At 37.2% G+C, this 17,788-nt stretch carries 13 protein-coding genes, 1 riboswitch and 1 other annotated feature; of the genes, 8 read left to right on the top strand and 5 right to left on the bottom strand.

The genetic code is table 11. The annotated features are described in order from the left end of the window. The first annotated feature begins 42 nt into the window (after positions 1 to 42). Positions 43 to 120: riboswitch (SMK box riboswitch) on the top strand. The 3 genes from metK (at position 118) to IGJ93_RS11725 (ending at position 3,727) form a co-directional block, all read left to right on the top strand. Further along, on the top strand, positions 118 to 1,311 hold the full coding sequence (gene metK / locus IGJ93_RS11735; protein WP_071869306.1) for a methionine adenosyltransferase: 1,194 nt from the start codon (positions 118 to 120) through the stop codon (positions 1,309 to 1,311). It overlaps the preceding riboswitch by 3 nt. Before the next feature lie 133 nt (positions 1,312 to 1,444). Further along, entirely contained in the window at positions 1,445 to 2,920 is a 1,476-nt protein-coding gene (locus IGJ93_RS11730; protein ID WP_067481704.1) for an MDR family MFS transporter, read from the top strand. 18 nt (positions 2,921 to 2,938) lie between these two features. Further along, positions 2,939 to 3,727, top strand: a complete 789-nt coding sequence (locus IGJ93_RS11725; RefSeq protein ID WP_270660609.1) for an alpha/beta hydrolase — start codon at positions 2,939 to 2,941, stop codon at positions 3,725 to 3,727. Between the two features lie 50 nt (positions 3,728 to 3,777). Here the strand turns inward: IGJ93_RS11725 and IGJ93_RS11720 are convergent, their stop codons facing one another. Further along, positions 3,778 to 4,434, bottom strand: a complete 657-nt coding sequence (locus tag IGJ93_RS11720; RefSeq protein WP_095803855.1) for a TetR family transcriptional regulator — start codon at positions 4,432 to 4,434, stop codon at positions 3,778 to 3,780. 114 nt (positions 4,435 to 4,548) lie between these two features. On the opposite strand from IGJ93_RS11720, the gene IGJ93_RS11715 reads away from it, so the two are divergent. Next, positions 4,549 to 6,261: an ABC transporter ATP-binding protein gene (locus IGJ93_RS11715; RefSeq protein WP_430596954.1), complete on the top strand. Its 1,713-nt coding sequence runs from the start codon at positions 4,549 to 4,551 to the stop codon at positions 6,259 to 6,261. 3 nt (positions 6,262 to 6,264) lie between these two features. After that, the gene (locus IGJ93_RS11710) at positions 6,265 to 8,034 is read left to right on the top strand and encodes an ABC transporter ATP-binding protein (protein ID WP_067481697.1); all 1,770 of its coding nucleotides are present in this window, start codon (positions 6,265 to 6,267) and stop codon (positions 8,032 to 8,034) included. A gap of 65 nt (positions 8,035 to 8,099) precedes the next feature. Here IGJ93_RS11710 and IGJ93_RS11705 read toward each other — a convergent pair whose 3' ends face one another. Genes IGJ93_RS11705 through IGJ93_RS11695 form a run of 3 tightly spaced genes read right to left on the bottom strand, consistent with a single transcriptional unit; the run spans position 8,100 to position 10,300 of the window. Further along, on the bottom strand, positions 8,100 to 8,684 hold the full coding sequence (locus IGJ93_RS11705; protein ID WP_067481695.1) for a class I SAM-dependent methyltransferase: 585 nt from the start codon (positions 8,682 to 8,684) through the stop codon (positions 8,100 to 8,102). Further along, positions 8,685 to 9,641, bottom strand: a complete 957-nt coding sequence (locus IGJ93_RS11700) for a TIGR01212 family radical SAM protein (RefSeq protein WP_067481693.1) — start codon at positions 9,639 to 9,641, stop codon at positions 8,685 to 8,687. A 26-nt stretch (positions 9,642 to 9,667) separates the two neighbouring features. Continuing rightward, positions 9,668 to 10,300 (bottom strand): phosphatase PAP2 family protein, encoded by a 633-nt coding sequence (locus tag IGJ93_RS11695; RefSeq protein ID WP_067481691.1) that lies wholly within the window; start codon positions 10,298 to 10,300, stop codon positions 9,668 to 9,670. A 344-nt stretch (positions 10,301 to 10,644) separates the two neighbouring features. Here IGJ93_RS11695 and IGJ93_RS11690 point away from each other — a divergent pair, with 344 nt between their 5' ends. From IGJ93_RS11690 to IGJ93_RS11680, 3 genes are all read left to right on the top strand, one after another. Next, positions 10,645 to 12,678, top strand: coding sequence for a LysM peptidoglycan-binding domain-containing protein (locus IGJ93_RS11690; protein ID WP_430596953.1), 2,034 nt, complete (start codon positions 10,645 to 10,647; stop codon positions 12,676 to 12,678). A 69-nt stretch (positions 12,679 to 12,747) separates the two neighbouring features. Then, positions 12,748 to 12,960 (top strand) — a binding site (T-box leader). Positions 12,961 to 13,066: 106 nt separating this feature from the next. Then, a complete protein-coding gene (gene leuS, locus IGJ93_RS11685; protein WP_067481686.1) occupies positions 13,067 to 15,481 on the top strand; it encodes a leucine--tRNA ligase in 2,415 nt (804 codons plus the stop codon). Between the two features lie 175 nt (positions 15,482 to 15,656). Continuing rightward, positions 15,657 to 15,890 (top strand): hypothetical protein, encoded by a 234-nt coding sequence (locus IGJ93_RS11680; RefSeq protein WP_067481684.1) that lies wholly within the window; start codon positions 15,657 to 15,659, stop codon positions 15,888 to 15,890. 98 nt (positions 15,891 to 15,988) lie between these two features. Here the strand turns inward: IGJ93_RS11680 and IGJ93_RS11675 are convergent, their stop codons facing one another. Then, positions 15,989 to 17,500 (bottom strand): UDP-N-acetylmuramoyl-L-alanyl-D-glutamate--L-lysine ligase, encoded by a 1,512-nt coding sequence (locus IGJ93_RS11675; protein ID WP_067481682.1) that lies wholly within the window; start codon positions 17,498 to 17,500, stop codon positions 15,989 to 15,991. Positions 17,501 to 17,788 lie beyond the last annotated feature (288 nt).

The raw sequence follows: 17,788 nt of genomic DNA, 5'->3' as shown, positions 1-17,788 counted from the left end.
TTTGAAAAAGCGAGCGAAAAGTTGCTTTATCTGCTATACTAATTTCGTTGCAAGTTCCCGAGAGGATCCGTACGAACGGAGATGCCTTGTAACCGAATTTAACTAGGGGGAATCACCATGACAGAAAGACATTTATTTACCTCAGAATCTGTTTCTGAAGGGCATCCAGATAAAGTTGCTGATCAAATCAGTGATGCAATTTTAGATGCAATTTTAGCACAAGATCCAATGGCACGTGTTGCTTGCGAAACATCCGTAACAACCGGGTTAGTTTTAGTATTTGGAGAAATTTCGACTACTGCTTATGTAGATATTCAAAAAGTTGTACGAGAAACAATTAAAGAAATTGGTTATACTCGTGCAAAATTTGGGTTTGATGGAGATACGGTAGCCGTTTTAGCAGCGATTGATGAACAATCACCAGATATTGCTCAAGGTGTAAATGAAGCGTTAGAAATTCGCGAAGAAGACCAAAAAGATTTACTAGATGAGATTGGTGCAGGTGACCAAGGACTTATGTTTGGATTTGCGGTTGATGAGACATCAGAATTGATGCCTTTACCAATTGCTTTAAGCCATCGCTTAGTTCGACGCCTTGCAGAATTACGTAAATCTAACGAATTAACTTATTTACGTCCAGATGCGAAATCACAAGTTACTGTAGAGTACGGAGAAGATGGTCAGCCTGAACGTGTTGACACAATCGTTATTTCGACACAACATGATGATGCAGTGGATAATGAAACAATTCATAAAGATGTAATTGAAAAAGTTATTAAGGAAGTTATTCCGGCAGAGCTATTAGATGATAAGACTAAATATTATATCAATCCTACTGGTCGCTTTGTTATCGGAGGTCCTCAAGGGGATGCTGGCTTAACAGGAAGAAAGATCATCGTTGATACTTATGGTGGTTATGCTCGCCACGGTGGCGGTGCGTTTTCTGGGAAAGATGCAACAAAAGTTGACCGTTCTGCAAGTTATGCTGCACGTTATATTGCAAAAAATATTGTTGCTGCAGGTCTTGCAAGAAAAGTTGAAGTTCAATTAGCTTATGCGATTGGTGTTGCACAACCTGTATCGATTTCAATCAATACTTTCGGCACTGGAACGCTACCGGAAGAAGATTTGATTGCTGCAGTAAGAGAAAACTTTGACCTTCGCCCAGCTGGTATTATCGAAATGCTTGACCTACGTCGTCCAATTTATAGACAAACAGCTGCTTATGGGCACTTTGGACGTACGGATGTTGATTTACCTTGGGAACGTACAGATAAAGTAGAAGCATTGAAAGCAACTTTAAGTAAGTAATAAAAAATGCTGGAACGATTATCTTTAAGATAGTCGTTCTGCTTTTTTTTATGGTTTTATTCGTTGAATTATCTGAAATCATTCTTGTTTAAATAGATTTTATTTTTGATAATTGAATATGGGGAGGAAAAAAATGAAAAAAGAAACAAATGTAACGTTGGTAACAATAGGCGTATTTATTGCTACATTTATGACGGCTATTGAAGGCACAATTGTAACAACAGCAATGCCAACAATCGTTGGTTCACTACATGGAATGGAAATAATGAATTGGGTATTTTCAATTTATTTATTAACAAATGCCATGTTGACACCAATTTATGGGAAACTAGCTGATAAAATTGGTCGAAAGCCAATTTTTATTTTTGGTACATTACTTTTTATTATTGGTTCTCTGTTCTGCGGGTTATCTCAAACAATGATTGGATTGATCGCAGCACGTGCATTGCAAGGGATGGGCGCGGGAGCAATGATGCCTGTGGCTTTGACAATTATTGGTGACTTATATTCAATAGAAAAGCGTGCAAAAGTATTAGGATTGAACAGCTCTGCATGGGGAATCGCTAGTGTGTTTGGTCCTCTGGCTGGCGGTTTTATTGTTGATACGATTAGTTGGCACTGGATTTTCTTTATTAATGTGCCAATTGGTATTGGATTGATGATACTGATTTGGGTTTATTTAAATGAACCAGCGATTGAACGTGAAGCAAAACCAATGGATGTTTTGGGAAGTTTGAGTCTGATGGCAACATTAGTGACCTTGTTACTTGGTTTTCAATTACTAGGTGATCAAGGATTTACAACGTTTGTTATTAGTTTGTTGATTGTTAGTGTTTTACTATTTTTCTTTTTTATCTGGGCAGAAAAGCGTGCAAAAGATCCTGTTATCATGTTGGAATTGTTTAAGAATCCATTGTTTGTGATTGTCAATTTAGCTGCTGCTTTAGCAAGTGGATTTTTGATGGGAATCGATGTATATATTCCAATGTGGATGCAAGGTGTTCTTGGTTTGAACGCTGCGATAGGTGGATTAGTTTTAGCGCCACTTTCCCTTGTTTGGATGGTAGGATCGTTTTTGGCGAGTCGATGGATGTCACAAATGTCAACTCATTGGGTGTTAAGAATTGGATTGTTGATTACGACTGTTGGTGGCACGTGGTTATACTTGATGCCTTTTGAAAGTAACTTTTTATGGTTCTTTGCAATTTCAACGATTATTGGTGTCGGATTGGGAATTACGATGACGACTTCAACTGTTAGCGCTCAAAATAGTGTTCCACATGAACAATTAGGTGTGGCAACTTCATTTAATACGTTGGTGCGAACAATTGGTCAAACAGTTATGGTGGCAGTTTTTGGTTTATTGATGAACGCAGTTACTCAGAGAGAATTAGCAGCGAAACAACTAACTGATGATGCCGATATCATGAATAAATTAGTGAATCCTCAGACTGCTAAGCAAATTGATGCCACATTATTAGTTCCATTAAGAGAAATTTTATATGATGGATTACACAGCGTTTATTTTGCTGGTTTGCTTCTAGTCGTTCTTGCCTTAGCTTTAACATTCTTTGTACGCATTAAAAGTGGTAGAATAATAGAAAGTTAAAGAAGGTAGGCGAAAAAATTGGCATTTATCCAAGCGAATATCTATTCCAATATATTAGAAATGGAAGTTAACCTAAATGTTATTCTTCCACAGCAAACGAAGAAAATAATTGGCACAAGTACGCAGCAAAAAAACACAGATATCCCGGTGCTGTATTTATTACATGGGATGGGTGGTAACCATAGTGTCTGGGAGCGTCGATCATCTATTGAACGTTATGCTGCAGAGTATGGTTTGGCTGTGATTATGCCGTCAACGGATTTAGGCTGGTACACAGATACGACATACGACATGAATTATTGGACGTTCATTTCAGAAGAGCTGCCAGCTATTTGTCATGAATTATTTCCACAGTTGACAACAAAAAGAGAGAAAACATATGCTGCTGGGTTATCGATGGGAGGCTACGGCGCATTAAAATTGGGATTAGCTAAACCTGAAAATTTTGCAGCAGTGATTTCATTATCCGGAGCAGTTTCTGTGGGGAACCGAATGGATGATTTACTAAAGATTCGAAAGCAGTCTTTCTGGGAAGGAATCTTTGGACCACTAGATCAAATTGAAGGGTCGGTAAATGATCCAAAATTTTTACTGGATAAGTTAGTGACTAGTGGTAAACAAGTACCACGAATCTTTTTGGCTTGCGGGGAATCTGATTTTTTGTTTACTGCTAATCAGGAGATGGCTAAGGCAATCAAAGAAAATGGGTTAGCTGTTACGTTTGAACATGGACCAGGTGAGCATAACTGGATTTTTTGGGATGAATGGATCCAACGTGCGTTTGTTTGGTTATTTGAAGGACAATAAAAAAGAGCAAGTCAGTAATGTGGTGCCCACTACATTACTGGCTTGCTCTTTTATTGTAAAGTTTTGCTATATTCAAGACCAGCTAGGTAAATGGCCACATTATTAAGGAACTCTTGTTTATTATCGGAAGTACGATGGGCATGAATATCTTCAATCAAACCAGTTAACTGATGTTCTTGAACATAAGTACGCATATATATAACAGATTCTTTTAATAGCTCATTACCATTCATTACTTCATGCCGTAGTTTTTGTTCCTGTTGGTAATCCATTAATTGACCAATTAATAAATTATGCAAAGCCGAGATTGCTTGATGACTTTGTTGTAATGAAAAGTTTTGCTTGATGAGTAATTGAATCATCGTTTCTAAATGTTCCAGTCGACTAGGAAATGCTGGAACAGTATGAATTTCGATTTCAGCAGCACAAGGAAACTGAGAATAAAGATCATAATAGTTTTCCATAAACTGTAAAAGTTGTTGCTTCCATGGCAACGTTTCGTTGGGAACGACTAACGTCTCTTCAATTGTTTCTGCCATTTTTTGCAAGAGCTGTTGTTTATTTTTGAAATACCAATAAAGTGCAGGTGCCTGGACGTCTAGTTTTTTTGCTAGATTACGCATAGACAGAGCGGAGAATTCCTTTTTTTCTGCTAAAATTGCAAAGGCATTTTGAATAATTACTTTTTGGGAAAGCTTGGGTTCCATTTAATCGACCTCTTGTATTGCATTATTTTTTTAAACATGGTAAATTGTTATGCGGTCTTATTTTACAGTGTTAAAGAGAGGCTGTCAATTTAACTAAAGGGGTGTATATAACACATGAATCTAATTTTAAGACATGCGAAGAAGTATAAAATGGCTGTCTTTATTTCATTGGTTTCCGTAGGGATTATGGTTGCGGCTACGTTGTGGCAACCAAAACTATTACAACAAGTACTTGAAGCTATTATTACAGAAGATAACGATGAAATGAAAACAATTGGTATCTATCTGATTGGCTTGGCTGTCCTAGGACTGCTTGCAGGCGTGACAAATACGATTTTTTCCGCTAGAGTAGCGCAAGGTGTAAGTGCGGATATTCGAGAAGAAGCATTTCGAAAAATTCAAACATTTTCATTTGGAAATATTGAGCAGTTTTCTGCAGGAAACTTGGTTGTTCGTTTGACGAATGACATCACGCAAATTCAAAATTTAGTAATGATTTCTTTACAATCACTTTTTAGAATTCCATTTTTATTTATTGGTGCATTTATTTTAGCGATGATGACAATGCCTCAATTATGGTGGATCATTGTTGCATTGATTGTTGCAGTAGTTATCATTACTGGACTTTCTTTTACAAGAATGGGTAAGCACTTTATGATCATTCAAGAGTTGATTGACAAAGTGAATAGTATTGCAAAAGAAAATCTCATGGGAATTCGCGTGGTCAAATCGTTTGTCCAAGAAAAGAACCAGCTAAAAACATTTACCAAAGTGAGCGATGAGTTAACTGAGCACAATATCATTGTAGGAACTTTGTTTTCAGTGATGATTCCTTCCTTCATGTTGGCAGCCAATCTAGCAGTAGTGGGTGCGATTTTCTTTGTGAGTGATTTGGCGAAAGATGATCCTACCCTAATTGGTGGAATAGCTTCATTTATGAACTATTTGATGCAAATCATGATGGCAATCATTATTGGCGGCATGATGATGATGATGACTTCAAGGGCTGCTGTTTCACTTAAACGAATCAAAGAAATCTTGGATACAGAACCAGATTTAACTTATCTTGATGTACCTGAACAAGAATTAACAGGCTCTGTAACGTTTGACCATGTGTCTTTCCGTTACCCTGGTGATGACGAAGATACATTAAAAGATATTAGCTTTGTGATTGAACCCGGAGAAATGATTGGGATTGTAGGTGCAACGGGTGCAGGTAAGTCAACTTTGGCACAATTGATTCCTCGACTATTCGATCCAACAGAAGGAACAGTTGAAGTTGGCGGTGTTGATTTGAAAAAGGTGAATGAAAAAAGTCTGCGTAAAACAGTTTCCTTTGTTTTACAAAAAGCAATTCTCTTTTCTGGAACAATTGCACAAAATTTGCGTCAAGGAAAAGAAGACGCAACAAAAAAAGACATGGAGCGTGCATCTAAAATTGCTCAAGCACAAGAATTTATCAGTAAATTAGCAGAGAGCTATGAAGCTCCTGTTGAAGAAAGAAGTAGTAATTTTTCTGGTGGGCAAAAGCAACGCTTATCTATTGCTCGTGGCGTAATTGGTGATCCTAAAATTTTGATTTTGGATGACAGTACTAGTGCCTTGGATGCTCGTTCAGAAAAATTAGTTCGTGAAGCATTGAATCACGAATTAAAAGAGACGACGACAATCGTTATTGCACAAAAAATCGCGTCTGTGGTCAAAGCAAATCGAATTCTAGTATTAGATGAAGGTCGCTTAGTGGGTGAAGGTACACATGAAGAATTAGTTGCAAGTAATCAAGTGTATCAAGAAATTTTTGAAACACAAAAAGGAATGGAGGAGTAATCAATGACTGATTTAATTAAAGCAAGTAAATTTTTCTATCATTATTTGAAACGTTATAAATTCTCCTTTTTCTTTATCTTTGTGACAGTGATTATTGCTACTTACTTACAAGTGAAGGCTCCTCAATTTGTTGGGGAAGCTTTTCAGGAGTTAGCAAATTATGTCACAGGATTAATGCAAGGCGTTGATGATAAGAGCAAATTCATTGATATTATTTGGAAATTGTTGATTTTTTATGTTTTAGCTAGTGCTGCAAACTTTATTTATAGTATTTTATTTACGCAAGTAGTTGGAAAATCAACAAATAGAATGCGTATTGGTTTGTTTAATAAACTTGAAAAATTGACGATTCGCTTCTTTGATTCTCATCAAGATGGTGAAATCTTAAGCCGTTTTACGAGTGATTTGGATAATATCCAAAATAGTTTGAACCAAGCATTGCTTCAAGTTATTACGAATGCAGTGTTGATGATTGGTATTTTAATTATGATGTTTCGTCAAAATGTGGAGTTGGCATGGGCAACGATTGCTTCTACTCCTGTTGCCATCTTGATTGCGGTATTTATCATTCAAAAAGCGCGAAAATATGTTGACTTACAGCAGGATGAAGTTGGTAAATTGAATGGTTATATGGATGAAAAAATCAGTGGGCAACGTGTAATCATCACTAATGGGCTACAAGAAGAAACAATTGATGGTTTTCTGGAACATAACCAAACAGTACGTAAAGCAACTTATAAAGGTCAAGTGTATTCAGGTTTACTGTTTCCAATGATGCAAGGAATGTCGTTGGTTAACACGGCAATCGTCATTTTCTTTGGTGGTTGGTTAGCTTTAAATGGTGATTTAGAACGTTCAGTTGCATTAGGATTAGTAGTAACTTTTGTTCAATATTCACAACAATATTATCAACCATTGATGCAAATTTCTTCTGGCTATAGCATGATCCAATTAGCAATTACAGGTGCTAGAAGATTAAATGAAATGTTTGATGAACCAGAAGAAGTCAAACCAGTTGATGGGAAAGCATTTGATGGTGTTGAACAAGAATTAGCATTAAAGCATGTTGATTTTGGTTACAAACCAGATAATTTAGTTTTGAAGGATGTTTCGATTAAGGTAAACAAAGGCGAAATGGTCGCTTTAGTTGGTCCAACTGGTTCTGGTAAGACAACGATTATGAACTTATTGAATCGTTTTTATGATGTCAATGATGGATCTGTTATGATTGATGGTACCGATATTCGTGAATTTGATTTAGATATGTTACGTAAACATGTGGGGATCGTGTTACAGGAATCTGTATTGTTTTCTGGAACGATTCGCGACAATATTACGTTTGGTAAACCAGAGGCAACGGATGAAGAGGTCATCAATGCAGCGAAACAAGCCAATATCCATGACTTTATCATGTCGTTAGAAAAAGGATATGAAACGGAAGTCTCAGAAGAAAATAATTTATTTAGTACAGGACAGAAACAATTGATTAGTATCGCACGAACAATTATTACGGAACCAAGTTTGTTGATTTTGGATGAAGCAACAAGTAATGTTGATACTGTTACAGAAGCAAGAATCCAAAAAGCAATGGATGAAGCAATCAAAGGGCGTACAAGCTTTGTTATCGCGCATCGTCTCAAAACCATTTTGAATGCCGATCGCATTGTTGTTTTACGTGATGGAGTAGTAATTGAAGAGGGCAATCATCATGAATTGCTAGCAGAAGACGGATTCTATGCTGAACTTTACCACAATCAATTTGTGTTTGAGTAAGAAGGAATGAAAGCATAACTATTTTTGACAGCTAGAGGCCATACAAAAAGAGAGTACAGCTATTTTTAGCTGAACTCTCTTTTTTTCTTCTTTTTCTCAATGCAATAAAGGATGGGTGGCTGATTTTTTTGATTGATAAATTGATAAGTTAAAACGTTGTATTGCTCCTGTGACAATTGTTGGCAAAATTCTTGAACCATGTCAAGTTCATTTTCTCCACCCACATGTCCGTAGTAAACAACTAAAATCAATCGACCTTTTGGAACTAGACGCGCTAAGATCTCTTCCATTGCTTGCTTAGTTGTTTGTGGCAAAGTGATAATTTCTTTGTCGCTTTGTGGAAGATAGCCCAAATTAAAAATACCTGCTTTGATTGGCTGATTAATTGAAATTACTTGGCCAAGGGTTTCATGACCTTGTAAAAATAAAGTAGTGCGTTCTGTTAAGTTGGCTGCTTTCAATTTTTCCTGAGTGGAATCAATAGCTTGTTGTTGGATATCAAAACTATAAACATGTCCTGTTTTACCAATCAACTCAGCCATAAAAACGGTGTCGTAACCATTTCCCATTGTCGCATCAACCACTTGATCACCGGGTTGCAAAATTTCTTTTAATAAGGTGTGGCTAAAATGAAGCGCTGTTTGTAGCATTTATATGAGCTCCTTTGTTCGAACGTTGAATTTTCCTTGGTAGCTATCACGACGAATTAATTCTTCATCAATTGCATTCAAGACTTCCCATTTTTTCAAGCTCCACATTGGTCCAATTAGTGAATCCCAGGGTGCATCACCAGTTAAACGATGAATAATGATTTCTTGAGGAATCATCTCTAGCTGATCACAGATTACATGAACATAGTCTTGTTGACTCATTAGCTGAAGGCGACCCTCATGATAATCACGCAGCATGCGGGTTTTACGCATTAAGTGCATGAGGTGCAGCTTAATTCCTTGAATGTCAGAATCTAAGATTGTTCGGCGAACGTTTTCACGCATCATCTCTAAAGATTCTCCAGGTAAGCCATTGATGAGGTGCGTACATACACGAATGTTGTGTTTGCGTAGTTTACTTACGCCGTCTAGATAAGTTTGATAATCGTGTGCACGATTGATTGAAGTCGAAGTTTCCTCAAAAGTCGTTTGCAGGCCGAGTTCCACCCAAAGATAGAGACGAGTATTTAATTCGGCTAGATAATCAACCACTTCATCTGGCAAGCAATCTGGTCGTGTACCAATCGAAAGTCCAACAACGCCAGGAAGATTGATAACTTGTTCAAAACGTTCTCGAATCACTTCAACAGGTGCATGTGTATTAGTGAAATTTTGAAAATAAACGATATATTGTTGTACATGTGGCCATTTTTGATGCATCATATCAATCTCTTTATGAAATTGAATAGGCAGCGGATCTTCAGGCGCAACAATCATGTCTCCCGACCCAGAAACACTACAAAAAGTACAACCACCATGAGCTACCGTACCGTCACGGTTAGGACAATCGAAGCCACCGTCGATAGGCACTTTGAAAATTTTGCCACCAAATTCATTGCGCAAAGCATAATTCCATGAATGATAACGTTTATTTCCTTCTGCATAAGGAAATTCCATTTAAATTCCTTCTTTCTTTTCCCTTGTTAGGTAATTGATTCCTTCTTTTTCAAATAAATTGGATAAGTATAACATAACCAAGTTAATCCTAATAAGTAACCACCTAAAACATCGCTTGGAAAGTGTACGCCTAAATAAATTCGGCTAATACCAACACTTAAAATAATCAATCCTAAGATAAATTGCAACAAAAATCGCACTGTTTTATTGTTTATCAAATGAGGTAATAAGAAAATCAAGGTGCCATACAAAATCATGCTCCCTGTCGAATGCCCACTAGGGAAGCTATAGCTTGATTCACTAACTAAGTGTGGTAAGGTTGGGCGATCACGCATAAAAAATAATTTAATCAATGGATTAGTAATTCCAGCAATCAAAATAAAATTAGTTGTTAACCAAATCAGTTCGACATGTTTCTTTTTGATCCACAAGAAAAAAATCAAGCAAACAAAAATAGAAATGACGGTTAACGGGTTTCCTAATTTTGTAACCATCATTTGATACGTATTCCAATGTGGCAGTGGTGCTCGAATAATTGAAGTGAAGAATTGATCGAAGCCATGAAGCTGTGATAAATGAAATTTTACAAAATAACTAAGAGTTAAGAAAAGTACAAGAAAAATACTCGCTGTAACTCGAAACGTCGTGTTTTGTTTCATAAAATGCCTCCTTAATCTAATGAAATCATTATAGCATTTTTTTAGTTGCTAGATTTTTTGCTCGGAGAAACGAAATGAAAAACTGATGAAATTTTGATGATAGGATCTAGCGTAATGCTGACGAAAAGATTTAGTAATATTTCTGAAATAAAAACTAATGATTTTAAAAAGTCATTAGTTTCTGCAACGTAGAGCTATCAAGACTTTTATGAACTCAAATGATTGGGTATTACATAAAATTACATACAGATTACAAAGGATAACAAAGAGTTTAAAGAACTTTTAATGTAGTTTAAGAAAAGTTATACTTATAGTAACTGAAAAATGGATGCGGAGGATAGAAAATGGAGAAGGCAACGATCGGAAGAAAAGAGCGGAGACGCCAAGAAGAAAAGAAACGTTTTAGAAATGCAAAACGTGGAGTAGCAGCAGTTGGTACTGCAATGGTTGGTTGTTCTGTTGCGGCACCGTTGATTCAACCAGTTCCTGTAGCCGCAAATGAGCTACCTGCTCAAGTTGGTGCAAGAATCAATACTTCAGCATTTATTGCGGAAATCTCAACTTATGCGCAACCTATTGCCCAAGCAAATGATTTATACGCTTCGGTTATGATTGCCCAAGCAGTTGTTGAAAGCGGCTGGGGAAGTAGTGCGTTGTCACAATCACCTTATCACAATTTATTTGGAATCAAAGGCAGTTACCAAGGTCAAACTGTTTATATGAATACATTAGAATATTTAAATAATAAATGGGTAACGAAAAAAGAACCTTTCCGTCATTACCCAACTTTTGCAGAATCATTTAGTGATAATGCTTATGTATTGTGCAATACTTCTTTTGGCAATGGCTACTATTATGCTGGTACTTGGAAAAGTAATACCAAGTCTTACACAGAAGCTACTGCAGCATTAACTGGTCGCTATGCGACAGATCCAACGTATTCAACAAAATTAAATAATATTATTGTAACTTATGGATTAACCAAATACGATACACCTGCAACTGGTAATGCGGGTGGTGGTGCTACAACTGGTTCAGGCAGTGGGGTGAATACAGGAACAGGCTCAAATAATTCTGTGACGACACCAACTGATAATGGTTCTACAACTACCACATCAACGTATACTGTCAAATCAGGTGATTCTGTCTGGGGTATTGCGAATGCGCATGGAATTACCATGGCGCAATTGATTGATTGGAACAATATCAAAAATAATTTTGTTTACCCAGGTCAACGTTTAACAATCAAAGGGGAACAATCAACAGGTTCATCAACAAATAATTCTGGAAGTAATACGAACTCTTCTGGTAACAGTAATACAACGAATACACAACCAAGTAATGGTTCGAAATATACCGTTAAATCAGGTGATTCTGTTTGGGGCATCTCAAATGCACATGGGATTACAATGAATCAATTGATCCAATGGAACAATATCAAAAATAATTTTGTTTATCCAGGTCAACAATTAGTTGTTTCTAATGGTACAACTGGCACAACGACAAATCCAGGTTCATCAAATTCAAATGCGAATACAAATCAATCAGGTAATGCAAGTGCATCGACTGGTTCTTATACGGTTAAAGCGGGTGATTCTGTCTGGGGCGTGGCAAATGCCCACGGAATCACGATGGCACAACTTATCCAATGGAATAAAATCTCGAATAACTTCATTTATCCAGGGCAAAAACTGATTGTGAAGAATGGGACATCAAGTAGTGCGACAACCAACAATAATGCTACTACGAATAATAGTAATTCGACCAGCTCTTCAGCAGAAACAACAACTTCTTCCACTTACACGGTGAAGGCAGGCGAATCTGTTTGGGGCGTAGCAAACAAAAACAACATTACAATGGCACAATTGATTGAATGGAATAATATTCAAAATAATTTCATTTATCCAGGGCAAAAATTGATTATCAAGGGTGGTTCTACTGCATCGACTAATTCAGCAAGTGGGAATGCAACAGCTACGACTGGAAATAACGCAGCGAATACAACTACTTCTTCAAATAATGCGAAACCAACGATAAGCACAAGTACCAGTGGAGATACGCTGTACACGGTGAAGGCAGGCGAATCTGTCTGGGGTGTAGCAAACAAAAACAACATTACTATGGAACAATTCATTGAATGGAACAACATAAAAAACAATTTCATTTATCCAGGCCAAAAAGTCATTGTGAAAAAAGGATCAGCACAAACAACAGCGCCTACTACTAACTCTGGGACTAAAAAGTACACAGTAAAAGCCGGTGAGTCTGTTTGGAGTGTTGCCAACGATCACAATTTATCAATGGCGCAATTCATTGAGTGGAATAATATTAAAGACAATTTCATTTATCCAGGTCAAAGTGTGATAGTTGCAAAATAAATCTAAAAATTTTGTCAAATACTATTTGAACTTACTGAAGATATTTGTTACTATGAATCTACTTAAATAAGCAACACTTGAAAAGGAATTAGTAAAAAGTTGGAAGTTTTAGAGAGCACATGGTTGGTGAAAATGTGTACGGACGCTTTTGAACTCGCCTTTGAGTTGCCTTTGCTGAAAATAAAAGTAAGCAATGGCGGTGACGACCGTTACAACGTTTGAGGCCTATTTCCAATGGAAAAGGTAAAAATTAGGTGGTACCACGTAGATTACGTCCTATAAAAAGAGCAATCTTTTTATAGGACTTTTTTGTTTTTTATCGGTAGAACGAAAAAAACAATGAGGAAAGTAACTTACTTTCAACGAAAAAAATGCAGGGGGACAGAAAATGAGTTATAACCATAAAGAAATTGAAAAAAAATGGCAAAAATATTGGGCGAAAAATCACACATTTAATACCCAAGATGATCCACAAAAACCAAAATTTTACGCACTAGATATGTTTCCGTATCCATCTGGTCAAGGATTACATGTGGGACATCCAGAAGGATATACTGCAACAGATATTCTTTCACGTGTGAAACGTAGTCAAGGTTTCAATGTGTTGCATCCAATGGGGTGGGATGCATTTGGACTTCCAGCAGAGCAGTACGCATTAGATACTGGGAATGATCCTGCAGAATTCACGAAGAAAAATATTGAAACGTTCCGCCGTCAAATCAATTCTTTAGGCTTTAGTTATGATTGGAACCGTGAAGTGAATACCACAGATCCAGAGTATTACAAATGGACACAATGGATCTTTACGAAATTATATGAAAAAGGGTTAGCGTATGAAGCAGAAGTTGCTGTGAACTGGGTTCCAGAACTAGGAACAGTGATTTCAAATGAAGAAGTTATTGATGGAAAGAGCGAACGTGGCGGCTTTGACGTCGTGCGTAAACCGATGCGCCAATGGATGTTGAAAATTACTGCATATGCGGATCGCTTATTAGACGATTTAGAAACCGTAGATTGGCCAGAAAGCATTAAAGAAATGCAAAGAAACTGGATTGGTCGCTCAGTTGGGGCAAATGTGGAATTCAAAGTGGCTGGGACAGATAAATCTTATACAGTCTTCACAACTCGTCCCGATACATTATTTGGAACAACTTATTCTGTTTTAGCACCAGAATTAGATTTGGTTCGTGAAATCACGACACCAGAACAAAAAGCAGCTGTTGAAGCGTATATTGAAGAAACTGCGAAAAAATCTGATTTGAAGCGGACAGATCTTGCCAAAGAAAAAACAGGAGTCTTTACTGGTGCGTATGCAATTAATCCAGCCAATGGCAAAGAAATTCCAATTTGGATTGCTGATTATGTACTTGCTTCTTATGGAACAGGTGCGATCATGGCAGTTCCTGCGCATGATGAGCGTGACTATGAATTTGCCAGAGTGTTTGATTTGCCAATCCAACCAGTTATTGAAGGTGGCGATCTTTCAAAAGCAGCACATACAGAAGATGGCCCACATATCAATTCTGAGTTTTTAGATGGCTTGAACACAGAAGAAGCCATTGCTAAAATGAATAGCTGGCTTGAGGAAAATGGTTTTGGTAAAAAAGAAGTTAGCTACCGTTTACGCGACTGGTTGTTCTCACGTCAACGTTATTGGGGAGAACCAATTCCAATTATTCATTGGGAAGACGGCACAGTAACTGCACTATCAGAAGAAGAATTACCATTACGTTTGCCAATTACAGATAACATTAAACCAAGTGGTACTGGTGAGTCACCATTAGCAAATATCACTGATTGGGTCAATGTTGTTGATCCAGAAACAGGTAAAAAAGGTCGTCGCGAAACAAATACGATGCCACAATGGGCTGGGAGTTCTTGGTATTACCTACGCTACATTGATCCACACAATAAAAAAGAATTAGCAAACTATGAAAAACTAGAACGCTGGATGCCAGTGGATATCTATGTTGGTGGTGCTGAACATGCAGTGCTACATTTATTATATGTTCGCTTCTGGCATAAATTCCTGTATGATATTGGTGTTGTTCCAACAAAAGAACCATTCCAAAAATTGTATAACCAAGGAATGATCTTAGGCGAGAACAATGAGAAAATGTCAAAATCACGTGGAAATGTTGTAAATCCAGATGACGTAGTTGAAGCTTATGGTGCGGATACATTACGTATGTATGAAATGTTCATGGGACCTTTAGATGCTTCGATTGCATGGAGCGAAAACGGACTAGAAGGTAGCCGTAAATTCTTGGATCGTGTATGGCGCCTGATCGTGGATGAAAACAATAAAATGCGTGATCGTATCACAACCATCAATGATGGCAAACTAGCAAAAGTTTACAATCAAACAGTGAAAAAGGTAACAGAAGACTATGCAAGCATGCATTTCAACACAGCTATTTCTCAATTAATGGTCTTTGTTAACGAAGCGTATAAAGCGGATGCCTTGCCTTACGAGTATGTTGAAGGATTTGTTCAATTGTTAGCGCCTGTTGCGCCACATTTGGGCGAAGAACTTTGGGCAATTTTAGGAAACGAAGATGGAATTTCTTATGTACCTTGGCCAACATATGATGAAGCTGCATTGGTTGAAGATGAGATTGAAGTTGTTTTCCAAGTCAACGGAAAAGTTCGTTCTAAAGCAAATGTTGCACATGACTTAGGCAAAGATGAGCTTGAAAAAGTAGCTTTAGCAGATGAAGCAATTCAAGAACAAATTGCTGGAAAAACGGTTCGTAAAGTGATTGCTGTTCCAAATAAATTGGTTAATATTGTTGCAAACTAAAAACAAGCAGCAAACGGATTAAAACGAGAGAGGAAACTCAAGCATCATTGAGTTTCCTCTCTTTGTTTTTCATTTGGAATGAGGTAGGAAAGCAAAGTAGGCGATAATCGTTTCAACCTATTTTTTTGTCTACTCAATCAAGAATGCTATACTTTATTAAAAAGGGGGAAATGACATGAAGCTTACAGAAAACGTTGAAACGTATTTACAAAAGAAACGAGCGGAAAGAAGTGAAACAATTCGAAAAAGGAATCAAGAACCGAATAGAAGAAAGAAGCAAACTGGCTGGGGAAAAATGGCAGATTCTGGATATGGTGGGTTGAACAGGGTAAATAAAATCGATTTAAAAGATTTTTTAGCCGCCGAGCAACGAAATGTAGAAGAGCGAGTAAAAAAACCTAAAAGATAAATTGGCTTACATAAAAAATGGACTGCGATTTTTTTCGCAGTCCATTTGCATTATTTAGTAATAATAGGATTAATGTGTATGCAGGTATAAATTACTAATTAAAGTTGTTTTTCCTCGATCAGTCGCTTCACGATAGCATAATCACCTTCATAAAGAACATCTTCGCCATTGATTTTTTGATAAGGATCCACGCCTTTTCCGGCAATGACTACGGAATCTTCGGCTGTACTTTCAGTCAAAGCCTGTTCAATCGCAGCTGGACGATCCATTTCATAATGAATAAGCAACTCTTCATTCGTGATTGCTTCAGCAATTTCATCGGCAATTTTTTGAGGATCTTCAAAGGCTGGATCATCAGCCGTTAAGAAAACAACATCTGCTGTTTCTGACAAGACTTTTCCAAAATCATGACGTCGAGAAATAGCTTTATTTCCGGGACTGCCCAAGACAACAATGACGCGCCCCTTAGGATGTTCACTTTTGGCAAATGCCAATAATGTTTTTAAACTTAAATAATTATGTGCATAGTCAACATAAACATGTGCACCATTCTGTTGAATTAGCTGATCCATACGTCCGGGAACGCGAGCTGCTTTTAAGCCAGTTTGCGCATCTTCGATTGAAGCACCAGTCAAAGCAGCTGCAATGATTGCGCTAGTCGCATTTTCTTGATTGAATCCGCCAGCCAGTAAAATATCATATTCTGCTTCGATGGGTAACTGTCCATGATGACTTGTCAAAGCAAAAGGATGACCTAATCCGGCTAAACTTGTGACTTGATAAGTTGTTTCAGGCGAGCGCCCATACACAATTGCAGGTATGTGATAAAGGTCAGCAGTTTCTTTCAACAGCTCGAAATAATCACTTTCATGATTCAAGACAACGGTTTTAGAATTTAAAATCAACTGACGTTTACAATAAAAGTAATCATCAAATGTTGGATGCTCGATTGGGCTAATGTGGTCGGGTGAAATGTTTAAGAAGATACCGACATCTAATGTTAGTCCATAGACGCGCTGTGTTTTATAAGCCTGAGAAGAAACTTCCATGACTAAATGAGTCATCCCATTCGTAACTGCTTCAGCCATCATTCGATACAAATCCAAAGATTCTGGTGTGGTCAAATGAGATTTAAAATAAGTTTGGCCATCTAGTGTTGTATTCATTGTCGAAAGCAAGGCAGTTTTCTTATTCGTTGTGTGGTCTAGGATTGCCTTGGTAAAATAAGCTGCTGTTGTTTTTCCTTTCGTGCCAGTGTAACCAATGACCTGTAGTTTTTGTTGTGGATAATCATAAAATGCCATGGCTAAAATGGCCATCGCTTTACGAATGTCGGTAACGATAACGCCCACAGCAGCTACTTCATAAGGCTGTTCAGCGACATAATAAGCTAGTCCTTGCGAAACAGCAGACTGTAAATACGCTTCTTTAAAGTTCAGACCTTTACAAAAAAATAAAGTTGATTCATCGACTTGACGAGAATCATAACTGATCGTTTCAAATGAAAAATTAGTTGGCGCAGTTAAATGCCAGCCTTGATTGGAAACAAATTCTTTTAATAGATTTTCTTTTAGTAACAATTCACGGACATCTTCTAAGGAGAAGCTCATTGATTGATCCCTCGCTTTGTTGAATTTTCTAACTAATTATAGCATAGCATGAAATGTTTTTCTTTAATGCAAGGTTCTTTTTAGGAAAATCGCTTAGGTTCAGATTACTTGAACAGAGTAGATACTTTTTAAGAAAAGAGCGTGTTGTAGACTAGCAAATTCAGTTGAAAAAGAAACCGAATTCAAAAAAAGCACATCTTCACAGAAAAACCATCGAAAAGAGATTGCTAGTTTCCTGTTTTACAATTAAAATAATAGTAATGTTTTGAAGAAAGTTGGAATAATTGA

Origin of the sequence: Enterococcus sp. DIV0174 (genome assembly GCF_050529065.1) — a bacterium.
Lineage (GTDB): Bacteria > Bacillota > Bacilli > Lactobacillales > Enterococcaceae > Enterococcus_B > Enterococcus_B thailandicus.
Note: the sequence above shows the minus strand (reverse complement) of the source record. Positions and strands in the feature narration are given on the sequence as shown.

Bases quoted from the DNA above. Each gene is read 5' to 3' on its own strand.
- metK (WP_071869306.1), top strand. From the start codon at position 118: ATGACAGAAAGACATTTATTTACCTCAGAATCTGTTTCTGAAGGGCAT.
- IGJ93_RS11730 (WP_067481704.1), top strand. From the start codon at position 1,445: ATGAAAAAAGAAACAAATGTAACGTTGGTAACAATAGGCGTATTTATT.
- IGJ93_RS11720 (WP_095803855.1), bottom strand. From the start codon at position 4,434: ATGGAACCCAAGCTTTCCCAAAAAGTAATTATTCAAAATGCCTTTGCA.
- IGJ93_RS11715 (WP_430596954.1), top strand. From the start codon at position 4,549: ATGAATCTAATTTTAAGACATGCGAAGAAGTATAAAATGGCTGTCTTT.
- IGJ93_RS11710 (WP_067481697.1), top strand. From the start codon at position 6,265: ATGACTGATTTAATTAAAGCAAGTAAATTTTTCTATCATTATTTGAAA.
- IGJ93_RS11705 (WP_067481695.1), bottom strand. From the start codon at position 8,684: ATGCTACAAACAGCGCTTCATTTTAGCCACACCTTATTAAAAGAAATT.
- IGJ93_RS11700 (WP_067481693.1), bottom strand. From the start codon at position 9,641: ATGGAATTTCCTTATGCAGAAGGAAATAAACGTTATCATTCATGGAAT.
- IGJ93_RS11695 (WP_067481691.1), bottom strand. From the start codon at position 10,300: ATGAAACAAAACACGACGTTTCGAGTTACAGCGAGTATTTTTCTTGTA.
- IGJ93_RS11690 (WP_430596953.1), top strand. From the start codon at position 10,645: ATGGAGAAGGCAACGATCGGAAGAAAAGAGCGGAGACGCCAAGAAGAA.
- leuS (WP_067481686.1), top strand. From the start codon at position 13,067: ATGAGTTATAACCATAAAGAAATTGAAAAAAAATGGCAAAAATATTGG.
- IGJ93_RS11680 (WP_067481684.1), top strand. From the start codon at position 15,657: ATGAAGCTTACAGAAAACGTTGAAACGTATTTACAAAAGAAACGAGCG.
- IGJ93_RS11675 (WP_067481682.1), bottom strand. From the start codon at position 17,500: ATGAGCTTCTCCTTAGAAGATGTCCGTGAATTGTTACTAAAAGAAAAT.